The sequence below is a fragment of the Salinisphaera sp. T31B1 genome, assembly GCF_040361275.1.
Taxonomy (GTDB): domain Bacteria; phylum Pseudomonadota; class Gammaproteobacteria; order Nevskiales; family Salinisphaeraceae; genus Salinisphaera.
In genome coordinates this window covers 174,842-198,812 of record NZ_APNH01000005.1, presented here as the reverse complement: position 1 = coordinate 198,812, position 23,971 = coordinate 174,842, and the positions used below count along the sequence as shown (strand labels likewise).

Genomic DNA, 23,971 nt, shown 5'->3' with positions numbered 1-23,971 from the left:
GACCCCTATCGACATGACAGGACGCTAGCCCGCCATGGCCGGCCACGACTACCGATCCTGGGGCCGCTACCCGGCGGCCACGCCGGCCGAGGTGCATCGGCCGGTCACGCGCGAGCACGCGATCGCCGGCCGGGCCTCGTCGATGCTGGCCTACGGCAACGGACGCAGCTACGGCGACAGCTGTCTCAACCACGACGGCACGCTGCTGGCGATGCGCTCGCTGGACCGTTTCATCGCCTTCGACCCGGCCAGCGGACTGCTCGAATGCGAAGCCGGGGTGCTGCTGGGCGATATCCTCGCGCTGGTAATACCGCAGGGCTGGTTTCTCCCGGTCACGCCGGGCACCCAGTTCGTGAGTGTGGGCGGGGCGATCGCCAACGATGTGCATGGCAAGAACCATCACCGTGCCGGCACGTTCGGGCGTCATGTCCGCTCGCTGGAGCTATGCCGCAGCGACGGCTCGCACCTGGTCTGCACGCCCGACGACAACGCCGACTGGTTCGCGGCCACCGTCGGCGGACTGGGCCTGACCGGCGCGATCACCCGGGCGAGCATCGCGCTGCGCCGGATCCAGGGCGCGTTCATGGACGTCGAAAGCCGGCGCTTCGGCCATCTCGATGACTTCTTCGCCTTGTCGGCCGAATCCAACGACGACTACGAGTACACGGTCGCCTGGGTCGACTGCACCGCACGCGGCACGCGGCTGGGACGCGGCTGGTTCATGCGGGCCAACCACCGGCCGGCGCTGGGCCAGTCGCCCGACCCGGGGCGTCGTTCGGGGCCGACGTTTCCGTTCGTCACGCCCGTGTCGATGATCAACCGCTTCACCCTCAAACCGCTCAACACGCTCTACTATTACCGCAGTATCAAGAACCGATCGCGCACCAACCAGCATTACCAGCCGTTCTTCTACCCGCTCGACGGCATTGCCCACTGGAACCGTGCGTACGGGCCAAGAGGCTTCGTGCAGTACCAATGCGTCGTACCACACGACGACGGCCGCGCCGCGATCACCGAACTGCTGGACCGAATTGCGGCCGCGAATGCCGGCTCGTTCCTGTCGGTGCTCAAGATCTTCGGCGACGTGCCCTCGCCGGGCATGCTGTCGTTCCCGCGTCCAGGCGTGACGCTGGCACTGGATTTCCCGAACCCGGGGCCGCGTACGTTCGCGCTGCTGGACGCACTCGACCAAGTGGTCATGGCCGCGGGCGGCGCGGTATACCCGGCCAAGGACGCGCGCATGAGCGCGGCGGCCTTCGATCGTTACTTCCCCGACTGGCGCGCCTTTTGTGCCTATGTCGACCCCGCCTTCAATTCCGACTTCTGGCGCCGGGTCACCGACCACGACACCGATCCCAACCAGGACCGACCGACATGAGAAAATTGCTGATCGTGGGTGCAACCTCGACCATCGCCGAACATACCGCCCGGCGTTTCGCCGCCGACGGCGACGCGCTGTTCCTGGTCGGTCGAAACGACACGCGTCTGGCCGCGATCGCCGAAGATCTGCGTGTACGCGGGGCCGCGCAGGTGGCCACCCACGTCATGGACGCCGACGATCTGTCGGCCCATGGACCGATGCTCGACGCCGCCGAGGCCGAACTCGGCGGGCTGGACACGGTACTCGTGGCTTACGGCACGCTACCCGACCAGACGGCCTGTCAGGCCGACCCGAGCGCCGCCGTGGCCGCCTGGCATACCAACGCGGTCAGTGTGGTGGCCCTGCTCACCGACGTCGCCAATCGATTCGAACGTCGCGGCGGCGGCCTGATCGCGGCGATATCGTCGGTCGCCGGCGATCGCGGCCGGGCCAGTAACTATGTCTACGGCAGCGCCAAGGCGGGCCTGAACGCTTTTCTCGACGGGCTGCGCCACCGCCTGTTCGCCCGTGGGGTGCAGGTCCTGAGCATCCGCCCGGGCATGGTCGACACCCCCATGACCGCCGACTTCGACAAGGGTCCGTTGTTCGCCCAGCCCGACAAGGTGGCCGGCGACATACACAAGGCAATCTGCCGACGGCGTGCCGTGCTCTACACCCCCGGGTTCTGGCGGCTGATCATGACCGTGATCACCTGTCTGCCGCGGGCGGTGTTTCATCGCAGCAAGCTATGACGGCAGCCGCTGCATCATCGCCGCGCTTTCGTGCGATCGCGTGGCTTTCGGCGCTCTACGTGGTCTCGCGTGTCGGTTTCTGGCTGGCTGGGGTCCGGTTCGATCTGAGTCCGCTCGACACCTCCTGGCAGATACTGGATCCGGTCCTCCTGCGCGAGCATCTGCTGCAGAGCGTTTTCTACATGCCCGGCCAGCCGCCGTTGTACAACCTGATGCTCGGGCTGGTGCTCAAGCTCGGCGACAACACGTTACTGCTGGCCGCAACGTTCCGGCTGCTCTACAGCGCCATGGCACTGGCCAGCGTATTGCTGTTGTTCGGTGTGATGCGCCGCCTGGGCGTGTCCAAGCCGCTCGCGTTCACCGTGGCGCTGGTGTTCATGCTCACCCCTGCACTGGCTCTCTACGAGGCGATTCCCTACTACACGCTGCCGATACTGGCGCTGCTCGGCGCGATCGCCTGGCTGTTCCAGTCGTTGATGACGCGATTTTCGCTTGGCCACTGCCTGGCACTGTTCGTTGCCATGGCGGTACTGATCTATACCCGCTCGATGTTCCAGTGGCAGTGGTTCGTCGTGCTGGCGGCCTACTGCGCGCTCGTACTGCCGGGGTATCGGCGCCAGGTGCTGCTGGCGGCCGCCGTGCCGCTGATCGCGATCTTCGCGTTGTATGGCAAGAACCTGATGATCACTGGCCACTTCGCGACTTCGGACTGGATGGGTATGAGTCTGTCCAAGCTCACCACGCTGGCCATCGACCACGATGAGCGCCAGCGCATGGTCGAGGCCGGCGCGCTCTCCGACATGGCCATGATCGATTTCCCGTTCAACACGCCGGAGACCTACCCGGAGATCTTCGCCGCCACCCCGGCGACCGGCATACCCGTGCTCGATCAGAAACGCCGTTCGACCGGCCATATCAACTACAACCACCTGGCCTATGCCGAGGTCTCGCAACAGGCGCTCGACGATGCGCTGGCCGCCATCCGTACCCATCCCGACGTGTATCTGGATTCGATGGCCACCGCCTGGCTGATGTTCTTGCGCCCGGCCAGCGACTACCCGTTTTTGGCCGACAACCGTGCCGCGATCGAGCCCTGGAGCCGGGCGTTCTCGCGCTATCTCGCCGCCCAGCCCGTGTACCCCGACAAGCCCGGCTTCGATCTCGAACCTGGCCAGATCGGCTGGCTGATCGCCGTCGGCTATGGCCTGGCCGTCTTGTTCGGCTTTTACGTGCTGGTCCGGGCCGCCGTCCGTCGCCGAGTCAGCGCCGCCGATGCCGTAATCATCTTCCTGTGGCTGAACATCATGTATGTCAGCGTGATCGGCAACGCCTTCGAGGTCGACGAGAACCAGCGGTTCCGGTTCTCGGTCAATCCGTTCATTGCCTGTCTGCTGGCCGTGCTCGCCCAGCGCCTGTTCGAATCGCTACGCAGGACCAGCTGGCACGGCGGCCATCACACGCGCCAGGCGGACCAGTGACGGCTTGAGATCGGCGTAGAGCCTGCGATAGACCTCATCGTACAGGCGCTGGTAATGGCCTCGCGCTACCGGATCCGGGGCGAAACAGGCGCCGTCGTGCACCATCGCGCGCACCGCCTGGCCATGATCGGCATACCACCCCAGCCCCACCGCAGCATTGATGGCCGCACCCAGTCCGCTGGTCTCATGGGTATGGCTGCGCTCGGCGCGCAGGCCGAACACGTCGGCGAGTATCTGCATCGCCTGATCGGACTGCGAACCGCCGCCTGCCACCCGCAGGCGCGTGATCGGCACGTGCGTACGGGCCTCGATACGCTCACGCCCGCCCCGTAGCCCGTAGGCCAGGCCCTCCAGGATCGCCCGATACACATGGGCACGCGTATGCACGTCGGTAAAGCCGATCATCGCCCCGCGCGCTTCCGGGCCGGGCTCGCGCACGCCCGGCGCCCAGGTCGGCAGCACGATCAAGCCGTCTGAGCCCGGCGCCACCCCGGCGATCGCTTCGTCGAGCAGCGCTTCGACCGCTCGCCCTTCGCGACCGGCTGTACGCTGTGTATCGGCAGCGAACTCCTGCTTGAACCACGACACCAGCCAGAACCCGCGATAGATCTGGATCTCATCGGTATAGGCGCCCGGCACGGCCGCCGGGTAGGCCGGTACGAGTCGGGTCACTTCACGATAGTCGGGGCGACAGGTATTGATGGTCGCCGTGGTGCCCAACGACACGCAGGCGGTCTCCGGCGACAGGGCACCGGCACCCAGCACCTCACAGGCCTTGTCGGCACCGGCGGCGAACAGGGTCAGGCCGGCGCCCAGACCAAGCGCTTGGGCAGCCGCCGGGCTCAGCCGCCCCAGCGGCCTTCCCGGTTCGACCAGGGCCGGCATCTGCTCGGCGCGCAAGGCGATCGCCCGCCATTTCCAGTCGCCGGCGCGGGCCCAGCGCCGGCGCTTGTAGTCGAAGGGAATATAGCCGACCTGGGCGCTGGTGCTGTCGCGCCAGGCGCCGATCAGCCGGTACACCAGATAGCCTGACAACAGCGGCGCATGTGCGATGCGTGCATGGATCGCCGGCTCGTGGGCGACCAGCCAGTTAGCCGGCGCGGCCCGCTGGAAGTCCTCGATCACTCGGGCCGCACCGACCAGGCGCGCGAACGCGCGTACTGGCCAGCCCAGCGTCGGAATGACGTCAGCCCGGCGCTGATCCAGCCACGAAATGGCGGGGCCCAGGAGCTGGCCGTGTGCATCGACAAACACGCTGGTCGCCCGCTGGGCGGTCAGCGCCAGGCCCGCGATGCGCGCCGACAGCGCTGGATCGGCGCGCCAGAGGCCGTGGCAGGCCTCGATCATCGTCTGCCAGATTCGCTCCGGCGCGAGTTCCGCCCAACCGGCCTGGCGTGTCTGATACGGCGGATCCAGCGCCAGCTGGGATGTTGCGCATAGTTGGCCGAACCGGTCGAACACCAGTGCGCGCACGCTCTGGGTGCCGATATCGAACACGAGTATGCGGTCGCGGTTCATACTGGTGCGTGCACAGCCTGCCAGTGCGCGCGGTAGCGCTCGACCTCGCGTTCCCAGCGTGGCCTGTCCCAGCCGAGCGCCTCCTGGCAGAGCCCGGCCAGCTCGGGTAAGGCCTCGATCCCGCCCCGGCGGGCAATCAGCCCGATACGAGTCCGCCGCAGCAGCAGATCGTCCAGATGCTCTACCGCTTCATGACTTAGCGCGAAACGCAGTTCCCGCATGCAATAACCGGTCGCTGCCACGGTTCGCTCATCGTTCGCGGCGGCGGGCATGCGTGCATAGGCCGGGCCGTAGCGATGCGCACGCGCCGCGTCCGTACCGCGGCCCAGCACGCGGTGATGGAAGATCGGCGCGCGGCGATCGACATGCAGCCGCCGGCCGAGACGGTCGCCGATCGGTACGAGCGCCTGGTGGGCGGTGACCCGGAACGTGGTCAGCTTGCCGCCGGTCACGCTGACCAGGCCCGCTTCCACGTCGATCGCCGATTCGCGTGACTCGTCGGACGCCGACGCACCAGGCTCGCCGCGGATCACGGGACGAACGCCGGCAAAACGCGACACCGCGCACGCCGCGCTCAGATCCAGTGCGGGGAAATAATGGCGCGCTGCTACGATGAGATAGTCCGACTCCGACTCGCTCATGTACGGCGCCTGATCCATGGATGCCTCGTGATCCAGATCGGTGGTTCCGAACACGGTGGCGCCCTGCCAAGGCAGGGCGAACACTGGCCGGCGATCGGCCGGGTGAAACAGGGTGACCGCTCGCGCGACGGGCAGAACATCGAACGGGAATACGAAATGCGATCCGCGCAAGGGCCGCAGTCGCGGTGCACCGGCGACCTCATCGCGCAGACGGTCGCTCCAGGGTCCGGTGGCGTTGACCACGCACGACGCGCGGATCTCGAAACGCCGATCACGGATGCGGTCGTGCAGGCGCGCGCCCACCACCTCCCTGTCGGCAACGATCAGGGATTCGGCCGCCACGTAGTTCGCGGTTGCAGCGGCGAAGCTTCGCGCCTCGGCCAGCACCCGCAGGGTCAGCCGCACGTCGTCGGTGATGGCATCGCGATAACAGAAACCCCCGGTCAGCCGATCGGGGCGCAGATACGGGACGGCGCTGCCCAATGCGTGCCGATTCAAATGATGCGAATGCCGATGGCCGGCCATGGCGTCGTAGGCACTCAGCGCCGCACGGAGAGCGATCCGACCCGGCCGGTCGCCGGCATACACCGGCAGGATGAAATCCACCGGCGTGACCAGACCGGGTAGGTCGTGCATCAGACGCTGGCGCTCGCGTACCGATTCGCGGGTCAGTTGCCAGTGGCCACCGGCCAGATAACGCAGCCCGCCATGGACCAGTTTGGACGACCAGCTCGACGTGCCCGAGGCGAAGTCGTTCTGCTCGACGAGCACGACTCGCGCTCCCGCACGAGCGGCCTCCAGCGCGATACCGGCTCCCGTGATGCCGCCGCCGATGACCAGCACATCAGCCGTCGCGCCACAGGCGGCCTCGAACGCCACACGCCAACCGTCAGTCCACATCTTCGCCCGCCTCCGACGCGGCCCGAGAGGGTTCGATCAGCTTGTGCGGATTCATCATGCCCTGGGGATCCAGGGCACGACAGGCCGCACTGAGCAGGTCCAGTCCGGCTTGCCGCTTTTCGGCACGCAGGTAGGGGGCATGATCCCGACCCACGCCGTGCTGATGGCTGATGGTGCCGCCCACGTCCACGATCGCCCGGCTCACCGCCGCCTTGAGGCTGCGCCAGCGGCCGATATCGGTTTCATAATCGGGGCTTCGCCGCCAGATCACGGTCATGTAAAGGCTGCTGCCAGCGGCATAGACATGCGAAAGATGCACGAAGGCCAGTGCTCGTTCGCCGTACGCGTTCAGTGCGGTATGGGCGGCCTGGACCATGGCCCGGTGCGCGGTATCCGTATGCGACCAAGGCACCGCGGTTTCCATGGTGTCGGCTGCATATCCGGCCTCCCAGAGCGTGTTGCGCAGATAGGCGCCGGCAAACCGGTTGGCCGCCCAGATGCTGCCCATACGTGTTCCCACGTGCACACCGCCGGCCGCCCGGGTCAGCGCCAGCGCCCGACGGCGCGCGGACCACGCCGGGCCGCGTGCGCCGCTGACGCCGATCATCATCATGCAGGGCGCATCGCCGATTCCACGCCAGCCGAGATAGCGTCGCAGCCAGGCAATGGCCGAATCGTGACCGGCGATTCTCAGCTGGGTATCGGTCTCCTCGGCATCGGACACCCTCAGCATGGAGACCTCCACGCCGGCCTGCGCGATGGCACGCGCGGCCGAACGCGCCTGCGTCCAGTCGTCGAAGAACACGGTATGAAAGGCTTCGAAGGCGGGCACCGGGTGGATATGCATGGCCGCTTCGGTCACGATCCCCAGGCGACCTTCCGAGCCCAGCAGCAGTTGGCGCAGGTCCGGCCCGGCCGCCGACGCCACCTGGTGGCCGATATCGAGATCCTCGGCTGCGCCGGCCACGCGTGCGCCGTGCAGCATCTGCTCGATTCGTCCGTAGCGGCGTGACTGCTGCCCGGCTGAGCGGGTCACGATCCAGCCGCCGAGGGTGGAATAGTCGAATGACTGCGGATAATGGCCGAGCACGAAACCATGGGCACGCAATTGTGCCTCCAGTACCGGCCCGGGCGCGCCGGCACCAAGATGCGCGATTCGATCGACCGGATCCAGGTCGAGCAACCGAGCCTGGCGTGACATATCGACGCTGATCACCGGCCGCCCGTCGTCCACCACGGCCAGGTGTCCCACCACGCTGGTGCCGCCTCCATAGGGAATGATCACCGCGCCCAGCGCACGCGCGCGGTCGATGACTGCGCGCGTCGCGGCATGGTCTGCCGGCCGGGCCACGGCATCGGGGAAAGGGCCGACATGGCCGTGCCGCAACGCCGCCCAATCCGCGAAGCTCTGCCCGTGGGCATGCCGCAAACGGATCGCGGCCTCGGTATCCAGCAGCGTCTCGGCGGCTAGTCGGGACGGCCCCACCTGGGCACAGGCGCTGTCCCAGCTCGCATCGGCCGGTGAATCGGCATGGCCCAGGCGCTCGGCCAGAAACCGTCGGGCCGTCTCGGGCAAGGGCTTTTCGAAGGTATCGTCGCCCCATCCATTCCAACGCCGCATCGTCCTGCCCCGTAGTCTTGTCGAACCGATTGTTGCACCGGTTCCGAGGCTAGCCGAATATACAGTCATAAAAATTGACTTGAGAGACAGATGAGCGAGCGGAGCGGTCTTCCGGCCACTGCGGCTATTCATGCGACCGTGGCCGTATCCATGCTCCGGGCGTTGCTGGCCTATCTCGTAGAGCGAGGGCATGCGCGCGAGACGCTGATTCGCTCCGCCCGGCTGGATGCAGCGGATCTGAACTACCCCGGACGACGGATCGACGGGCGATGCTTCATCGACCTGATGCGATACGGAATCGAACTCACCGGCAACCCGCTGCTCGGCCTGGAATTCGGCATGGCCGCCGATACCTCGCGCTGGGGCACGTTGGGGCGGCTGCTGCGCCAATGCGATACGCTCGGGCAGGCGCTGGCCTATCAACGTCGCTATGCGCACCTGGTCAACGCCATCGGCGAGGGCCGGCTGGCAATACACGACGGCGACTGCGCACTGGTCTGGCAGAGCCGCATCACCCGCATGCCGGCACTGGCCGAGGAGGCTCTGGCGGCATGGGTCCATTTCGCTCGCTGGGCCGGCGGGCGCGCCGAGGCGCCCCTGGCGGTATATCTGGCTCATCGGCCACAGGGCGATCCGGCCGTCTATCGCGCATTCTTCGGCTGTGAGGTCGCATTCGAACAGGCAGACAGTGCCATCGTATTCGACCCTGCCCTGCTGAGCCGACCGTTCGCCTGCCGTGAAGCCAACGCCGAGACGACCGCGGGACTGCACGGTCGTATCGAACGCGACGACGCCGATGATCGCGCGCGGACGCTGGTCGCCACGCTCGATGACTGGCTCGCCCTGCACCTCGAGCCTGGCGTACCGGATCTTGCAACGGCGGCCGCGTCGATGGGTCTGGGCGGACGGCAGCTTCAGCAGCATCTGCATGCAGCCGGCACGCATTATCGCGCGCGGATCGCGGCTGTACGTCGTCGCCAGGCCGAGCGTTACCTGAGCCAGCCGGGACTGTCGGTCGGCGATATCGCGATCCGGCTCGGCTTCTCCGAGCAGAGTGCGTTCCAGCGCGCGTTCCAGCGCTGGTACGGCATCACGCCCCTGCGCTGGCGCCGACAACAGGGCCCGAACGCCACCCTGCGATCAGAGCGCCTGCCATAGCGCCGAGATCACCGGAAACGCATGGACGCTGCCGACCGGACCGAGCGCCAGGCTCGCGATTGCGGCCGTTGTCACGATGCCTGCCAAGCGGGGTGGGTACAGGCGTGTGAACCGGCCGTCGAGCACGCCCAGGGTGATCGCCGCGAGGCTTACCGTCCAGAACAAGGCCACCCAGCGCGCATAGTCGACCCCGAGCGCGAACAGAGGCAGCACCGCCAGGCTCGCGAACCAGCGCATGTCGAGCGATTGCCGATTGAGACGTGCAACCGACCAGGCCAGCCCGAGCGCGGTGCCGATCAGGACACCGAAAAGCAGCAGCTCGGATGGCGCGAACAGCCCCTGTGCCCAGCGCTCGCCGACGTACCCGAGATTCTCGGCAAGCGATCGCAGCCAAACATTGAGCACGTTGTGGGCGGCGGGCACGCGACCGTCCAGGCTCTGAATCAGCGCCGCGCGCCCGGGTTCGAAGCGACCCCAGCCCCAGAGAACGGCCAGCGTGGCCACCACGACCAGCCCGTGTATCCAGACGCCGGGCTCACAGCGTGCGCGCGTTGGCCCGGACGGTCGCGGCCGGCTCAATGCGTCGGCCATAAGCAGCGGCAGGCCGTAGAACAGATAGGCCTCGTGGATCAGCAGCGCCAGCACGCTTGTCATACAGACCCACAGACCCTGGCCTCGGCGCTGGGCGGCCAGCGCAGCGACCAGTAGCAGCAGGTTCAGGTGATCGAGCCGGCCGATATCGTAGCCGAGATTGATCACGCCGGTCGGCAGGGCCAGCCATAGCGCGGCCAGCAGCCGGAAGTCCGCTCGGGCAAGCCGCCGCCGGCACGCCCACAGCACGATCGCCAGTACTGCACACAATGCAAGCAGCGCCGCCACAGCGATAGCAATCGCCAGCGTCCGGCGTTCGGCCCCATCGAACGCGGCCAGCAGCGTCCCGGCCAGCCCCCGCTTGATGAAGCCCTGGGCAAGATAATCGAGCTGGAAATGGGCCGCGTTGAAGCTGCTGAACAACGGCACGTGCGCACCCTCGACAGCCACTGTCGCAGCCAGCGCGTACTGGCTGAGCGCGCCAGCGGCCGCCACCGCGACGGCCAGGCCCCAGCAGCCGATCAGCCAGCCAGGAAAAAAACGCTCGGCGCTCACCGGCGGGCCGGCCGCTCCGGCGTGCACCGAGCGCGGCCACACCCGCCGGGCTCAGGCCGCGCCACTCAGACTGGTGGGACGGGCTGTGGCGAGGCGCGCCATGTCCCGTACCGCGACGGTCAGGTGTTCGTGGCCCGGCGCGTCGATCGCCTGCAGTTCGGCGGTGCGTGCGCCGATGAAGGCCAACGTGCGCTCGTGCTCGGTGCGCCAGGCTTCCAGCGGCTGTTCGCCGGGGGTGTCCAGCACCTGGCCGACGATCTGTTCGTGAATCCGGTAACTGTCACCGCGCAGGCTCGCCCGGGCCAGTGCCGCCCAGCGCCCGTCCGCGGCCAGCTGATGAATGGCCTCCTGCAGCCAGTCCACGCCCAGTTGGTCACCGACCGCAAAATAGATATCGGCCACCTCGCCGACATCGCGCCCGCGTTCGTCGGCCAGCGCGACGATGTCCATGATGCCGCCGCCGGTATCGGCGCTGGCGATGCGCTCGGCCAGCGGTGTTTCCAGCCCGGCCGCGATCCACCGATCGCGGTCGGTGTTCCAGCGCTCGGCATAGCCGCCGGTGAGGTGTTCGGACAGTTCGTCGAACAGGCGTTGCGCACTCGGCTGATAGCGATCGATCAGGCTGCCCAGATCATGCTCGACATGGGTGGTGCTCAACCACCAGCTCATCGCATGCTTGAGCAGCGCGATGACGATCTTGTGGGCGGCGTACTGGGATGCGGTATCGATACGGTTGTCGAGCGTCTCGATCGACTCGAACAGGGCCTCGCCACCCAACCAGGCGTCGGCGAGCACGTAGGCACCGACGGCGGAATCCATGCGCGCGCCAAAACCGGCCGGCAGCCGGTGTGCGGTGGCGATACCGAGTCGGTCCACCATCTGGTTGGTCACCAGCGTGGTGATGATCTCGCGCTTGAGGCGATGCCCGGCCACCGCATCGGGAAACCGCGCAGCCAACGCCCGGGGGAAACCCTCGGCCAATGTGCCCTGCAGATAGGGATCGTCCGGCAGATCGCTGGCGAGCACCGCATCGGCCAGCGCAATCTTGCTATAGGAAATCAGTACTGCCAGCTCCGGACGTGTCAGCCCCTGGCGATTACGCACCCGCTCTTCGATGGTCTCGTCGTCGGGGAGTCGCTCCAGCCGCCGGTCCAGGCGTCCGTCGCGTTCCAGCGTCCGCATGAAGCTGATCTGTTCATCGAAACGCGCCAGGCCGTCGGCCTCCATGAGGCTGATCTGCTGGGTCTGCAGATAGTTGGTGCGCAGCACCAGTTCGATCACCCCCGGCGTCATCTCGGCGAGCAGGGTGTTGCGTGCTTCGCGCTCCAGCCGGCCGTCGGCTTCGACGGTACCCAGGGCGATCTTGATATTGACCTCAAGATCCGACGAGTCCACGCCGCCCGAGTTGTCGATGGCATCGGTGTTGAGACGCCCGCCGGCCAACGCGTACTCGATACGTCCGGCCTGAGTCAGGCCCAGATTTCCGCCTTCGCCGACCACTCGGGCGCGCAGTTCGCGCCCGTCGATACGCAGGCCGTCGTTGGCGCGATCGCCGACCTGCGCGTTGGATTCCGCGCGGGCCTTCACATAGGTGCCGATGCCGCCGTTCCATAGCAGGTCCACCGGCGCCCGCAGCAATTCGTGGATGAGCGCATTCGGCGCGAGACGGCTCGCCTGTATCCCCAGCGCTGCACGCGCCTGGGCCGACAGCTCGATGACCTTCGCGCTGCGCTCGTAGACGCCGCCGCCGGCCGAGATCAGCGACTCGTCGTAGTCGGTCCAAGCCGAACGGGGCGCCTCGAACAGCCGTTTTCGTTCGGCGAAACTGATCGCCGGATCCGGATCCGGGTCGATGAAGATATGCAGGTGGTTGAACGCCGCCACCAGACGGATCTGCTCCGAGGCGAGCATGCCGTTACCGAACACGTCGCCGGCCATGTCACCGATGGCGACCACAGTGAACGGTTCGCGCTGAATATCGTGGCCCATCTCGCGGAAATGGCGCTTGACCCCTTCCCAGGCCCCGCGGGCAGTGATGCCCATCACCTTGTGGTCGTAGCCGGCCGAACCTCCGGATGCAAAGGCGTCGTCCAGCCAGAAACCGTAGTCGGCGGACAGGCCATTGGCGATATCCGAAAAGGTGGCCGTGCCCTTGTCGGCCGCCACCACCAGATAGGGGTCGTCGTCGTCGAAGCGCACCACTTCGGGTGGATGCTCGATCGCCTCGCCTACACGGTTGTCGGTGACATCCAGCAGACCGCGAATGAACGTCTTGTAACAGGCGATGCCACGGGCCTGGCGCATCTCGCGCGTATCGTCGGTGCGGGCGTTCTTGACCACGAAGCCGCCTTTCGCCCCGACCGGGACGATCACCGCGTTCTTGACCATCTGCGCCTTCATCAGGCCCAGTACCTCGGTACGGAAGTCCTCGCGCCGGTCCGACCAGCGCAGCCCGCCACGGGCCACCTTGCCGCCCCGCAGATGCACGCCCTCCACCTCGGGAGCATAGACGAACGCTTCGAACATCGGCCGGGGCTCGGGCAGCTCGGGCATGCGCGCCGAATCCAGCTTGATGCTCACATAGGACTTCCGCGCGCCCGCGGCGTCGTGCTGGTAGTAGTTGGTTCGCAGCGCGGCCAGCACAACGCCATAGAACGCGCGCAGCACCCGATCGGCATCGAGACTGGCCACTGCGTCCAGCGCGGCATCGATCTCGGCCTGGCGGTGCATGTCCTCGTGTCCGCTACCGTCCGCGCTCGCCCCCGCCGGATCGAAGCGCTGCTCGAACAGGCCCACCAGATGAGAGACCAGATCGGCGTGCTGGGTGAGCTGGGTTTCGATATAGGCCGGCGAATACGGCAGATCGGTCTGCACGAGATAACGGGCAATGGTGCGGACCAGTACGATCTGGCGGGGCGTGAAACCGGCAGCGATGATCAGACGGTTGAGGCTGTCGTCCTCCGCGCGTCCGGCCACGATATCGGCAAACGCCTCGCCGATCGCACCGGCCATTCGTTCGGCTGCCTCGTCGCCCGCCGCCAGACGCTGGCCATGCGGGTGGTCGGCCTCGAATTCGTGAATCCACTGGGGGGCCCGCCCGGGGCGGCTGACCGCATAGGGCCGCTGGGTGTGTACGGACAGCCCGAAGTTCTCGAGAATCGGGAGCACACTCGACAGCGGCATCTCGTCGTTGCTGCCGTAGAGCTTGAGGCCGACTTCGTGATCGACGGCGGCGACGACCCGCAGTTCCGGCCGCGCTTCGTCATCCAGCGCAGCCAGGATCTGGGCGTCGGCGACCGCCTCGTCGGCGCTGAACCGTTCCCGATAACCGGTATCGAAAGCGCGCCCGTAGGCCGGCATGAGCATGCCGGCGGCCTCGGCCGCGGCCGCGAAGCGCTCCGGCCAGGCCCGGGTGACAGCGATCAGCTCGGCTTCCAGGGTCGGGGTATCGAGCGTCTCACCATGACCCGACTCGATCGCAATCTGGTAATAGACCCGAACCAGTTCGCCGCGCAGGAACTGGGCATCCGATTCGTGTGTCTGGCCATCGAGGCGGTGTTCCAGCTCCGTGCGGATACGTTCGCGCAGTTCGAGGGTATACCGCTCTCGCGGCATGTAGACCAGACAGGAATAGAACCGGTCGTAGCGGTCGCGCCGCATGAACAGTCGCAGCCGTTCGGTCTCGCGCAGGCCCAGCACGCCCATGACGGTGTTGTAGAGCTCGTCCTCGGACGACTGGAACAGCTCGTCGCGCGGAAAGGTTTCCAGGATATAGCGCAGGCTCTTGGCCGAATGCGAACGCGGGCGCAGCGCCGAGCGCGCCATCACGTCGCGCACCTTGCGTCGCAGCAGCGGAATCTGGCGCGGACTCATCGCATAGGCTTCGCCGGAGAACAGGCCCAGAAAACGATGCGCACCGATGACGTTGCCGATGTCGTCGAGGCGCTTGATCGCGATCACGTCCATGGTCTCGGCGTGATGGATCCAGGCCTTCATGTTGGCCTTGGCCACGACCAGCACCCGTGCCGACTGGGTGTATTTATCCAGTGCGGCCGCCGGGGCGACATAGCCGTCGGGATCGACGTCGGGCCGGTCCTCGCGCAGCAGGCCCAGGCTGGTTCCGGGAACATCGGTCATGATGTCTTCGTCGTGCTCGCCCTGGCCTTCGACGATCTGGCGACAGCGATAGCCCATCAACGTGAAATGGTCGTCGGCCAGCCACCGCAGAAACGCCTGGGTTTCGGCGCATTCGTCCGCGTCGACCCCGGTCGGCACGACGTCCAGTTCGGCGACCACGCGCTGCAACTGGCGTCGCATCGGCTGCCAGTCGGCGACCACCCGCGCCAGATCGCGCAGGTTCGACTGTACGCGTGCGATCAGCGCATCCATGTCGGTGCCGGCCGCGGCCGCGAACTCGAGCCGGATCAGAGATTCCTCATCGCCGTGGTCGGTGGTCTCCGCCGAGCTGCGAACGGCGACCACCCGGCCGTCTCCATCGCGGGTAACGCGTACCACCGGGTGCATCATCCAGTCGATCTCGGCGCCAGTGTCGCGCACGGCCATGCTGACCGTATCGACCAGAAAGGCCATATCGTCGGCGACGGTCAGCAGCGCGGTATCGCAGCGGCCTTCGCTACCGTCCAGCGATTGGGTCGCGACATGCACTTCGCCGCGGCGACGCGGACGGCCGACCAGTTCGAACAGATCACGCACCGCCGCAAACAGAGCCGCCGGCGAACGCGGCGCCAGTGCTTCCGGGCTGACCCCGTCGAAACAAGCGTCGACAAAATCCAGCAACAGGTCGCCGCTGTCGCTCGCCGTGGATGCGCTGGCTCGTGCGCGGACGTCTGCCACTCGGGTCGCGGTGCTTCGCATTGCCGGCTCTTGCTCAGGGGTGGGCCATCAACGCCACCCTAGCGCCGGCTATATGACGGAAACAAGCTCTATCGCGGCGGCGTGCCGACAGGAGCCGGGCCGCAGCGCAAAAACCGCCGTATCGAGCTAGCGCGTATCCGGCTGCGTGTCCGGATCGGCCGCCTGGAATGCAGCCAGCGTCATGCACGAGCGATAGATACGACGCAAGGTGGGATAGTCCGACAAATTCACGTCGTAGCGCTCGGCCATGGATACCTGGGGCACCAGGCAGACATCCGCCAGGCTCGGCTTGTCGGAGAAACAGTAGCTGAGATTGTCGCTGGCCTCGGCCTGTGCCGAGAGAATCGATTCCATTGGCCCGAAAGCCTTGGCTATCCAGTGTTCGAACCATTGCCGGCGCTTTGCATACGCCACGTCCATGCCATCGCGCAGATAACGAAGCACGCGCAGGTTGTTCAGCGGATGGGTATCGGCAATGGCAATCTGTGCGAACGAACGTATCCGTGCGCGCTGGGCGATATCGCCGTGCAGCAGCGGCCGTTCAGGATAGCGCTCCTCCAGATATTCTAGAATGGCCGACGACTGGGAGATCACCAGATCGTCCTCGGCCCACAGCGCCGGAATCAGGCCCTGTGGGTTGACGTTGAGATAGCTCAGGCGATCGCCCTTGGCGCGGTCCAGGTCGGTGAAGATCGACTTGTACGACACGCCCTTGTAGTTCAGGGCGATACGCACGCGATGCGCGGACACGCTGCGATGGTGCGTGAAGAGCTGGAGCATGAGGCATCTGCCGGTTGAATGGCCCGAGTGATCGCGATTCTAGCAAACACGCCCGTTCCGGCGGGCGTCCAACCAGACCAAGCCATGCCGCCACAATCCGACCACACCCCGGTAACCCGCAGCGAGGTCGAGCGCAATGTGCTGCTCGTGACCTATGTGCTTTATGGCCTGGGCTTTTTCACCTTCCTGCCGGCGGTGGCCGGTGTGATCATCAACCACGTCAAGCTGCGCGATTGTCGTGACGGCGTGGCCTACACGCATCACCGCTGGCTCATGCGTACCTTCTGGTTCGGCGTGCTTTGGTTTGCGGTATGCAGCGTACTGGCCATCGCGTTCGTCGGCCTGCTCGGCTTTGCTGTGCTCTGGGTCTGGTGCGCCTATCGGCTGATCCGCGGCGTGCTCGCCTTTGCCGAACGCCGCGCCCTGCCCGGCCCGAGCATGTGAACGCGCAGTCCCTGATCGCCGGCGTGACCCTGGGTTACCTGGCAGCGGGTGCTGCGGCCGTTGCGCTGTGGTTCGGCATTGGCATCGTCTTGCTGCCGCTCATGGCAGTCGCAGCCATCATCCATTGGCATGCGGGCCGTCCACGAGTGCATAAACAGGCCGAACCGGCCGATTCGCACCATCGCTGGCTGGCGCGACATCACACCCTGTCCGTGCTGGCACTGCTGCTGGTGTTGATCGTGCCCCTGCTGGCAATCCCGACCCTGCACACGAGCCTGACCACGCTCGTCAATACCCTGGCCTATGCGCCGCATCCGGCCGAAACGCTAGCCGTAGCGTGGCCGCAGCTGGGCCTGGGCAAGCTGATGGCCGCCGGGTTGATCGCGACGGCCGGGTGGCTGCTAGTCACACTCTGGATCAGCGTACGCCTGATCCTTCGCTGGCTGCGCTGGGCCGATCGCCGCCCGGCATGAACCCCGGCCCTAGGGACCGATCACCTGCAGGGCGGTCGCCGCGGCGGCCGCCCGCGTTTCCACGCCCAGCTTGGGAAAGATGTGTTCGAGGTGCTTGTTCACGGTCCGCGGTTTCATATCGAGGATTTCGCCGATATCGCGGTTGGTCTTGCCGCGCGATATCCATAGCAGCACCTCGGCCTGGCGCGGGGTGAGCACGAAGCGCTCGACGAAATCGTTGATCGAGGCTTCGTCGTCGAACTCGACCAGGGTCAGTATCCAGCCGTCCGTACCGGCCGGACCCGCCAGGCGAATGGACAGGCGGGCCTGGCCGACCGCGATCTCGTAGGGCCCCGACGAAGGTTCGGCCTGGCGCTTCCAGCGGCTACCCGGAAGACGATTTCCTGACCGGCACCACCAGCATCGCCCGGCGTTCCAGCCGCTTGTAGGGCGGACATCCGTCGTCGCCGGCCGGTCGTGGCCCCGGCGACCGAATGGTGCAAGTCGAACCGGATGAACACGCCGGCTATGCTACCGTGCATGCAATTCCAACGACCGGATCCTCGCCGGACAACGCGCGCGGCGCGTACGTTCAGCGCAAGCCCGACGTTCGGCACGGACTCACAATCATGCACGATCACCGCAGATTCTCATCGCTAGCAACCGATTGCAGCCGGGCCGGTACCGATGGACGCGGCTGACATCGACCCCATGAACGATCCCTCGCGACTGGCCCAAGATTTCGAGCGCGTGCTCGAACGCCTCGAGGCAGCTCGCTCGTTCGGCAAGCTCAGCCAGCAACAACAATTGCTGGCGCGTGCCAAGAAGCTGCTGCGCAGCCCCGAGGGCATCGCGGAGTTGTATCGATTCGCGCCTCGGTTCGACGACGCCGGCGTGTTCGAGGGCGGCGACTGGCTCGATCCGAGCGTGCTTCAAACCGGGCTGGTCAGCGGAACGCTGCGTGCAGGTGGGCCGAGCGCGATACTGGAATGCCTGAGCGAGCTGCGCATGCTCGCACTGGCCGAAAACCAGAGCACCCACACGGCCATGACGGCCGCGGAGGCCCGCAACTTCCTCGAGCAGGTGCTGGCCGCGAACCTCGATCTACTGTTTCCGGTCGCCACCGAAGAAACCCGCGAAGGCGACGTCGAGGCCGCCGCCCGCGTCAAGAACCTGTTCGACTTCGTGCTCGAGCGGATCGGCGTCGGCGCCATCCTCAATTCTCTGATCTACGAGGTCGAACGCGTGCTGTTGCAGCGTCCGATCATGGTTCAACGGGCCGAGGCGCTACTGCGCGCCGCCACGCGGGCCACCGAACAACTGCCGAACGACGATGCCGCGGTTTTCCGGGCGCGCGAATGGATCAACGCACTCAACGGCCCGAGCCCGTTATCGCGCGCCGGCACCCGCGACGACTACGTAAGCGCTCTGGAGCAGCTGGATATCAACGCGCTGGCCGAAGAAGCGCGCACGTTTGGCCAGGCGATGACGCGAACCGGTCTGGTCTCGGCCCAGCATGCCGATCTGCTGCGCCACCTGGTCGACAACGCGCCCGAACTGGTTGGCCCCGCGCTATCGCTCAACGCGGTCGGCAAGGTCAGCCTTGGCGCCCACCAGACGTTGATCTCGGATCTGATCCGGTTTTCCATCTGGCGCGAGACCGCACGCGCGATCTATGGCTTGTCGAAGCTGCTCGAGCAGGGCATGACCTTCATCCGCCCGGTATTACCGGGCCTGCGTCGGCTGATCGTGCTGTCAATCCATCCCGAGGTGGCCGAGACATTGCGCGACGCCAGCGAATGGGCCGATCCACCCGACGCCAACGTGCTGCTGCTCGCCGGTACGCTGTCGGTACTGGGCCAGCCGCGCGGCGTCGATCAGGGACACAATCCGACCTGCCAGTCCGCCCGTGCGATCAGCCTTTGGGCGCAGAACGACGTCGGCTATCTGCTGGAGCTGATCGCCTTCGCAGCGCGCGAGAACGAGCTGCTCATGCATTTCGAGGGCAAGACCATTCGTTCGAGCGAACTGTCGTTCGGCCTGGCGACCGATCTGCATACCGAGCTGGATCCGGTGTCGCTGTTGCTCACGCCGCATCTGGACCGTATCTACATGGAGATGAGCCGGCTCACGATCGGCCGCGTTGGCGACGGCCATCGCTGGGTGAACCCGGAACTGCATGGCTGGTGGGTCCACCGCGGCTTCGCAGAACTCATCGATACCGCAACCGGCGCAATCACCGAATGCGATGCGTTCCTTCGCACGTTTTATGTCTCGTATCACCCGCTGTACAACGGGGGGCGCGATCTGGTCTATGCCCAGCCCTGCGGTATCGCGACCACCAACTACAACGGCGAGCTAGTGGGCTGGCACGCGATCGCCATCCAGCGGGTGGCCTACGATCCGGCCGGCGAATGGCGGGTCTATTTCTTCAACCCGAACCGCGACAAGGGCCAGAACTGGGGCCAGGACATCGTGACATCCACGCATGATCACGGCGAACTCGAAGGCGAATCGTCACTTCCGTTCGAACAGTTTCTGGCCCGGGTCTATGTCTACCACTACAAGCGGCGCGAAACCGGTGATACCGACACCGTGCCCGACGATGCGATCGCGCGGGTGCGCGAACTCGTCGCCGACAGCTGGGCGGCCGGGATGAGCTGGGCCGAATAGCGACTCGCCGCTCATGAAAAAGCCCGTGTCGGCGGAGCCGGCACGGGCTTTGGTGATGAGCCGTCAAGACGGCACGAGTCGACGCTAGACGTAGAAGTCCAACTCTTCCTGATGCTTGAGCAGATCCCGCAGCTTGTGCGGATTGTCGCCGAAGAAGAACACCAGACCCCAGTGGGTCCCGAACGCCGAGCGTTTGGTGACTGTCTCCTGCATCGGTGCCGTCAGCTCATGGAAATCGAAGTACGGGTGATCCTCGGTCTCCTTGGGCACTTCCAGTTTGCTGACCACACGGCGGCGCGGATACACCCCGAAACAGCCTGCATAGCCCAGCGCGTCCTTGACCGGCTCCGGAAAAAAGGCTTCGACCTCTTCGGCCGTCGTTTTCGGATCGAATACGAGAATTGACGCCTGATAGGCATTGAAGCCGTAGGCACGCTCGATCAGTTCGAAGGCCTTGAAACCCGGCGGACGATAAGCAACCTCGCCAAAGTACATCGTGCCGTCCGAGGTCACGAAATACTCCGGATGAATCTGGCCGAACTTGATGTCGAAGGTCTTGATGAGCTTCTCGATCTGTTCGGTGATCAACGTACGCCAGCTCTCGAGTTCCGGCGTTGCCGGCACGAACACCGAATAGCCCAGCGTCACGTACTCCGAGATATTCAGAAACTGGATCTTGCCGTCCCAGATCCACGCCTCGACCGCGAACTCCCAGCCGTCTAGATGACTTTCCATGAGCAGCGGAAACTCGCTGTCCGGAATGGCGTCGACTTCCTCGGGCGTACGGATCATCCGATGACCCAGGCAGCCGGCCTTGTCGAAGGCTTTGAGATGGATCGGATCGTCCGGGTCACCGTCGAGCTTGAGCAGCGTCTGGTTGACACGTTTGAGAAAGCGGACCACGTCATCCTTTTCGTGCGCTTCCTCGAAGATGCCCACGCGTATGCCGCCCAGCTGGGCGCGCCGCTTCATCAGCGCCTTGTCGCGGAACAGTACCGCCTGACCGTGCAGGCGCGGGTTGTCCATGAGCACGGCGTTGATCGCGCCGGACCATTCCACGGTTTCCTCGAACAGCGGAATGGCGACGTCGACACCGGCTTCCTTGAGTTTCTCCGCGATTTCCAGCGAGCGATCGTTCAAGCGCTCGAAATTCCACGGGATATAGGGAATATCGTGTTCCTGGCAGTATGTCTCGGCCCAGTCCGGGGCGACCACGACATAGCGACGATCGAACCGATCCGCCGCCTCGATCGCACCCAGCGACCAGCCGAGCAGGGCCACGTAACCCTTGTCGGGATTCTTCTCTGCCATACCTGCTCCGTAGATTCGAATAACGTCTTCGACTCTAACACACGGGTTGTGAGGATCACGTTTGCAGTAGCAATCATTGTATCGAGGCCGCTATCAGCCGTATCTGCACACACAATCCAGCTTGGCCGTCCGGCCGGTCGAGCAGTTCCACCTGGCTTCGATGCTGCTCGGCAATCCGGCTGCAGATGGCCAGCCCGAGGCCGCTACCCGAACGGCCGTCGCTCAGACTCGAAAAACGTGCCATGGCCCGTTCGCGTGCCGGGCGGGGGATACCCGGGCCCTCGTCGACGATACGGACCGAGACATGGTCACCCTGGGGCACCACTGCGATATGGACCGTGGAGCCTTCGGCCGTATAGCGCAGCGCGTTCTCGATGAGATTCCGGACCATCAGCCCGAGCAGGCCGGGCTCAGCCATCACGAACGGCAGATCGGCGGGCGCATCGAGTTCGATGGCCCTGTGCGCCCGTGCGGCCAGCGGCGCCTGCAGGGCCGCCTCCTCACGCAGTAACGGGGCCAGTGCGATCGGCCGCAGCACGACGCGCGCCTCGTTCGACTCGACCCGTGCGAGCGTCAACAACTGCGAGGCAAGGCGGGATCCGCGATTGCTGGCATCCAGCAGGCGCTCGATGATCCGCTCACGCATCGCCGGATCGCGTTCGGCGCTGAGCGACTCGGCATGCAACTGGATGGCGGCCAGCGGTGTACGCAGCTCGTGTGCGGCTTCATCGATAAAGCGTCTCTCACGCGCCCATGCGCCGCGCAGCCGTTCGAACAGGCTGTTGAGCGCACGGATGATCGGCTGCAATTCGCGCGGCGTTCCGGCCAGTGACACCGGACCCAGCTGGCTTTCATCGCGCTGGCCGATGGTTGCGCTCAAGCGGGACAACGGCCGTAGCCCCACGCTGACCAGCAGCCACACCAGCAAGGCCAGCAGCGGCAGGCCGTAGAGGCTCTTCTGTACGGTCTTCCAGGCGATCCGACCTTCGAGCTCGCCGCGGATATCCTCACGCTGGCCAACCTGGATACGCCCGTCGCCATCGCTGAGCGGCAGCACGAACACTCGCCATTGGTAACCAGCCAGCTCCACGGTGTCGTATCCGCGTGTCTGGCCGCTGAACGGCCGTTCCGGCGCACTGAGTGTGCGCGCACGAATCGTGCCCGAGCCGTCGAGCAGCTGGAAAGCCAGCTTGCTTTCGTACTCGTGACCGTCGGCCGTCGCCTCGTCGCCTTCATCGTCTGCGCGGTCGTCGCCGGACGTACCGTGCCAACCGTGCTCGACCAGCGTACGACGCAACCGATCATCGGCGCGATCAGGCCCGGCCGCCAACACACCTTCGAGAACGCGTGCCGACTGGGCGAGCTGTGCATCGAACAACTCGTTGATCTCGTGACGCGCTGCGCGATAGCTCGACGAAAGCAACGCGGCGTTCATGCCGATGCCGACCAACAGCAGACCGATCAGCAGACGCGCCCGAATAGAGCCCGGCCACAGGGTCACGGACGCTCGCAGACCATGTAGCCCACACCGCGTACCGTCTGAATGAATCCGGCCGGCAGTTTGCGCCTCAATGCGTGGATATGCACCTGGATCGCGTTGCTCTCGATATCACTGTTCCAGCCGTACACCGCCGCCTCTAGATGATCCGGCGTCAACACCCGCCCCTCGTTGCGCAACAACTCGGCCAGCACTGCGAACTGGCGTCGACTCAAGGCCAGCGGACGGCCTTTCAACTGAGCCTGCCATGCCGCGGTGTCCAGGGCTACATCGCCGTGTGACAGACGATGGCTGGCCTGGCCGACGCCGCGGCGGATCGCCGCTCTGACACGCGCCATGAGTTCCTGGAGCGCAAAGGGCTTGAGCACGTAGTCGTCCGCTCCCGCATCCAGGCCTCGCACACGTTCGTCCAGGGCATCGCGCGCACTGAGAATCACCACCGGCACGGCGAACCCTTCGGCACGAATCCGTTTGAGCAGCGCGACACCGTCCAGGTCGGGCAGCCCCAGATCCAGCACCACGGCCGCGAACTCGTGCTTGGCCAGTGCCGCCAGGGCCGAGGCGGCATCGCCGACCGACACCGATGCATACCGAGCCTGCGTCAAGCCGCGCTCCAGGCCCAGACGCAGCGACTCGTCGTCCTCGACGATCAATACCGAGGCCACGCCCTCACTCGCCGACATGCTGTTCTACCCGTGATCGCAGTGCAGCGATCTCTCGGCGACGGCCTGCGTCGGCCAGTGGTCGGGCCGGGCGAGGCTTTGCGGCATCGGCCTTGTCGAGGAACAACAGCGCCTGTGCGTAATCCTTCTTGCGCTCGGCGAGAAACTCGGCATAGAAATAGTTCGGGTCGATTCCGTCGGGATTGATCGCCAACGCGTGTTCCAGATTACTCTGCGCCTTGTCGTCGTCACCAAAGGCCAATGGCCAACCGGGCACCTTGTAGTAAAGCACACCGAGGCTCGTATAAGCCGATCCCTGGAGTGCTCGCGGATCGATACGAATCGCGGTATCGAAATCCTCGCGTGCCTTTTTCACCAGACTCAAGGCCCCGAGTCCGCCCTTGGCACCGGCATGGCCGGAACGGACGATGCCTTGCCAGATCAGAGGCTCCGCGCGTCCCGGATAATCGTCGACCAATGCTTGGGCTTCGGGTTCGAGGGCAGCGAACGCCTCGGCCCGTGCCTTGTCTGAGTCGACTTCATAATTGGCATGTGCCCAGCCGTGCTGCAGCGCTAGCAGTCGCGCATCCAGACCGCTGGCGGCCCACGCCGTCGTGAACGGCATCATCAATATGAGGAGATAAAGCCACAGCAGCTTTTTCATCGAACGAGTTCCTTTTCACGCAGCCGGAGGTTGTCCGC

The 23,971-nt window shown here is 65.8% G+C and carries 18 protein-coding genes; 7 read left to right on the top strand and 11 right to left on the bottom strand.

All coding sequences use genetic code 11. From position 1 onward, the window contains the following. Positions 1-34: 34 nt before the first annotated feature. The 3 genes from T31B1_RS17745 to T31B1_RS17735 are packed head-to-tail and all read left to right on the top strand — an operon-like array spanning position 35 to position 3,590. A complete protein-coding gene (locus T31B1_RS17745) occupies positions 35-1,378 on the top strand; it encodes an FAD-binding oxidoreductase (RefSeq protein WP_353250873.1) in 1,344 nt (447 codons plus the stop codon). Further along, entirely contained in the window at positions 1,375-2,112 is a 738-nt protein-coding gene (locus T31B1_RS17740) for an SDR family oxidoreductase (RefSeq protein ID WP_353250872.1), read from the top strand. Before T31B1_RS17745 ends, T31B1_RS17740 begins: the two co-directional genes overlap by 4 nt. Further along, positions 2,109-3,590: a glycosyltransferase family protein gene (locus tag T31B1_RS17735; protein WP_353250871.1), complete on the top strand. Its 1,482-nt coding sequence runs from the start codon at positions 2,109-2,111 to the stop codon at positions 3,588-3,590. The genes T31B1_RS17740 and T31B1_RS17735 overlap by 4 nt, the downstream gene beginning before the upstream one ends. On the opposite strand, the gene T31B1_RS17730 is transcribed toward T31B1_RS17735, so the two are convergent. Genes T31B1_RS17730 through T31B1_RS17720 form a run of 3 tightly spaced genes read right to left on the bottom strand, consistent with a single transcriptional unit; the run spans position 3,537 to position 8,270 of the window. Then, the gene (locus tag T31B1_RS17730; RefSeq protein WP_353250870.1) at positions 3,537-5,108 is read right to left on the bottom strand and encodes an FGGY-family carbohydrate kinase; all 1,572 of its coding nucleotides are present in this window, start codon (positions 5,106-5,108) and stop codon (positions 3,537-3,539) included. The genes T31B1_RS17735 and T31B1_RS17730 overlap by 54 nt on opposite strands. Further along, positions 5,105-6,649 (bottom strand): glycerol-3-phosphate dehydrogenase/oxidase, encoded by a 1,545-nt coding sequence (locus T31B1_RS17725; RefSeq protein ID WP_353250869.1) that lies wholly within the window; start codon positions 6,647-6,649, stop codon positions 5,105-5,107. Before T31B1_RS17725 ends, T31B1_RS17730 begins: the two co-directional genes overlap by 4 nt. Continuing rightward, positions 6,639-8,270: an FAD-binding oxidoreductase gene (locus tag T31B1_RS17720; protein ID WP_353250868.1), complete on the bottom strand. Its 1,632-nt coding sequence runs from the start codon at positions 8,268-8,270 to the stop codon at positions 6,639-6,641. The genes T31B1_RS17725 and T31B1_RS17720 overlap by 11 nt, the downstream gene beginning before the upstream one ends. A 90-nt stretch (positions 8,271-8,360) precedes the next feature. Here T31B1_RS17720 and T31B1_RS17715 point away from each other — a divergent pair, with 90 nt between their 5' ends. Next, positions 8,361-9,428, top strand: a complete 1,068-nt coding sequence (locus T31B1_RS17715) for an AraC family transcriptional regulator (RefSeq protein WP_353250867.1) — start codon at positions 8,361-8,363, stop codon at positions 9,426-9,428. On the opposite strand, the gene T31B1_RS17710 is transcribed toward T31B1_RS17715, so the two are convergent. The 3 genes from T31B1_RS17710 to maiA form a co-directional block, all read right to left on the bottom strand. Then, positions 9,411-10,574: a hypothetical protein gene (locus tag T31B1_RS17710; RefSeq protein WP_353250866.1), complete on the bottom strand. Its 1,164-nt coding sequence runs from the start codon at positions 10,572-10,574 to the stop codon at positions 9,411-9,413. The genes T31B1_RS17715 and T31B1_RS17710 overlap by 18 nt on opposite strands. A 51-nt stretch (positions 10,575-10,625) precedes the next feature. After that, on the bottom strand, positions 10,626-15,449 hold the full coding sequence (locus tag T31B1_RS17705) for an NAD-glutamate dehydrogenase (RefSeq protein WP_353250865.1): 4,824 nt from the start codon (positions 15,447-15,449) through the stop codon (positions 10,626-10,628). A gap of 126 nt (positions 15,450-15,575) precedes the next feature. Next, positions 15,576-16,229, bottom strand: a complete 654-nt coding sequence (gene maiA, locus T31B1_RS17700; protein WP_353250864.1) for a maleylacetoacetate isomerase — start codon at positions 16,227-16,229, stop codon at positions 15,576-15,578. 84 nt (positions 16,230-16,313) lie between these two features. Here maiA and T31B1_RS17695 point away from each other — a divergent pair, with 84 nt between their 5' ends. Both T31B1_RS17695 and T31B1_RS17690 read left to right on the top strand, forming a co-directional pair. After that, entirely contained in the window at positions 16,314-16,673 is a 360-nt protein-coding gene (locus T31B1_RS17695; RefSeq protein WP_353250863.1) for a DUF4870 family protein, read from the top strand. Then, the gene (locus tag T31B1_RS17690) at positions 16,670-17,146 is read left to right on the top strand and encodes a hypothetical protein (protein ID WP_353250862.1); all 477 of its coding nucleotides are present in this window, start codon (positions 16,670-16,672) and stop codon (positions 17,144-17,146) included. The genes T31B1_RS17695 and T31B1_RS17690 overlap by 4 nt, the downstream gene beginning before the upstream one ends. A gap of 9 nt (positions 17,147-17,155) precedes the next feature. Here the strand turns inward: T31B1_RS17690 and T31B1_RS17685 are convergent, their stop codons facing one another. After that, positions 17,156-17,344: a helix-turn-helix domain-containing protein gene (locus tag T31B1_RS17685; RefSeq protein WP_353250861.1), complete on the bottom strand. Its 189-nt coding sequence runs from the start codon at positions 17,342-17,344 to the stop codon at positions 17,156-17,158. Positions 17,345-17,836: 492 nt separating this feature from the next. Here T31B1_RS17685 and T31B1_RS17680 point away from each other — a divergent pair, with 492 nt between their 5' ends. Then, positions 17,837-19,798, top strand: a complete 1,962-nt coding sequence (locus tag T31B1_RS17680; RefSeq protein ID WP_353250860.1) for a hypothetical protein — start codon at positions 17,837-17,839, stop codon at positions 19,796-19,798. A gap of 84 nt (positions 19,799-19,882) precedes the next feature. On the opposite strand, the gene T31B1_RS17675 is transcribed toward T31B1_RS17680, so the two are convergent. The 4 genes from T31B1_RS17675 to T31B1_RS17660 form a co-directional block, all read right to left on the bottom strand. Next, positions 19,883-21,109: an ATP-grasp domain-containing protein gene (locus T31B1_RS17675; RefSeq protein ID WP_353250859.1), complete on the bottom strand. Its 1,227-nt coding sequence runs from the start codon at positions 21,107-21,109 to the stop codon at positions 19,883-19,885. A 73-nt stretch (positions 21,110-21,182) separates the two neighbouring features. Then, the gene (locus T31B1_RS17670; RefSeq protein WP_353250858.1) at positions 21,183-22,610 is read right to left on the bottom strand and encodes an ATP-binding protein; all 1,428 of its coding nucleotides are present in this window, start codon (positions 22,608-22,610) and stop codon (positions 21,183-21,185) included. Further along, complete coding sequence (locus tag T31B1_RS17665; protein WP_353250857.1) at positions 22,607-23,290, bottom strand: response regulator; 684 nt, start codon at positions 23,288-23,290, stop codon at positions 22,607-22,609. Before T31B1_RS17665 ends, T31B1_RS17670 begins: the two co-directional genes overlap by 4 nt. Continuing rightward, positions 23,277-23,933, bottom strand: coding sequence for a tetratricopeptide repeat protein (locus T31B1_RS17660; RefSeq protein WP_353250856.1), 657 nt, complete (start codon positions 23,931-23,933; stop codon positions 23,277-23,279). The genes T31B1_RS17665 and T31B1_RS17660 overlap by 14 nt, the downstream gene beginning before the upstream one ends. Positions 23,934-23,971 lie beyond the last annotated feature (38 nt).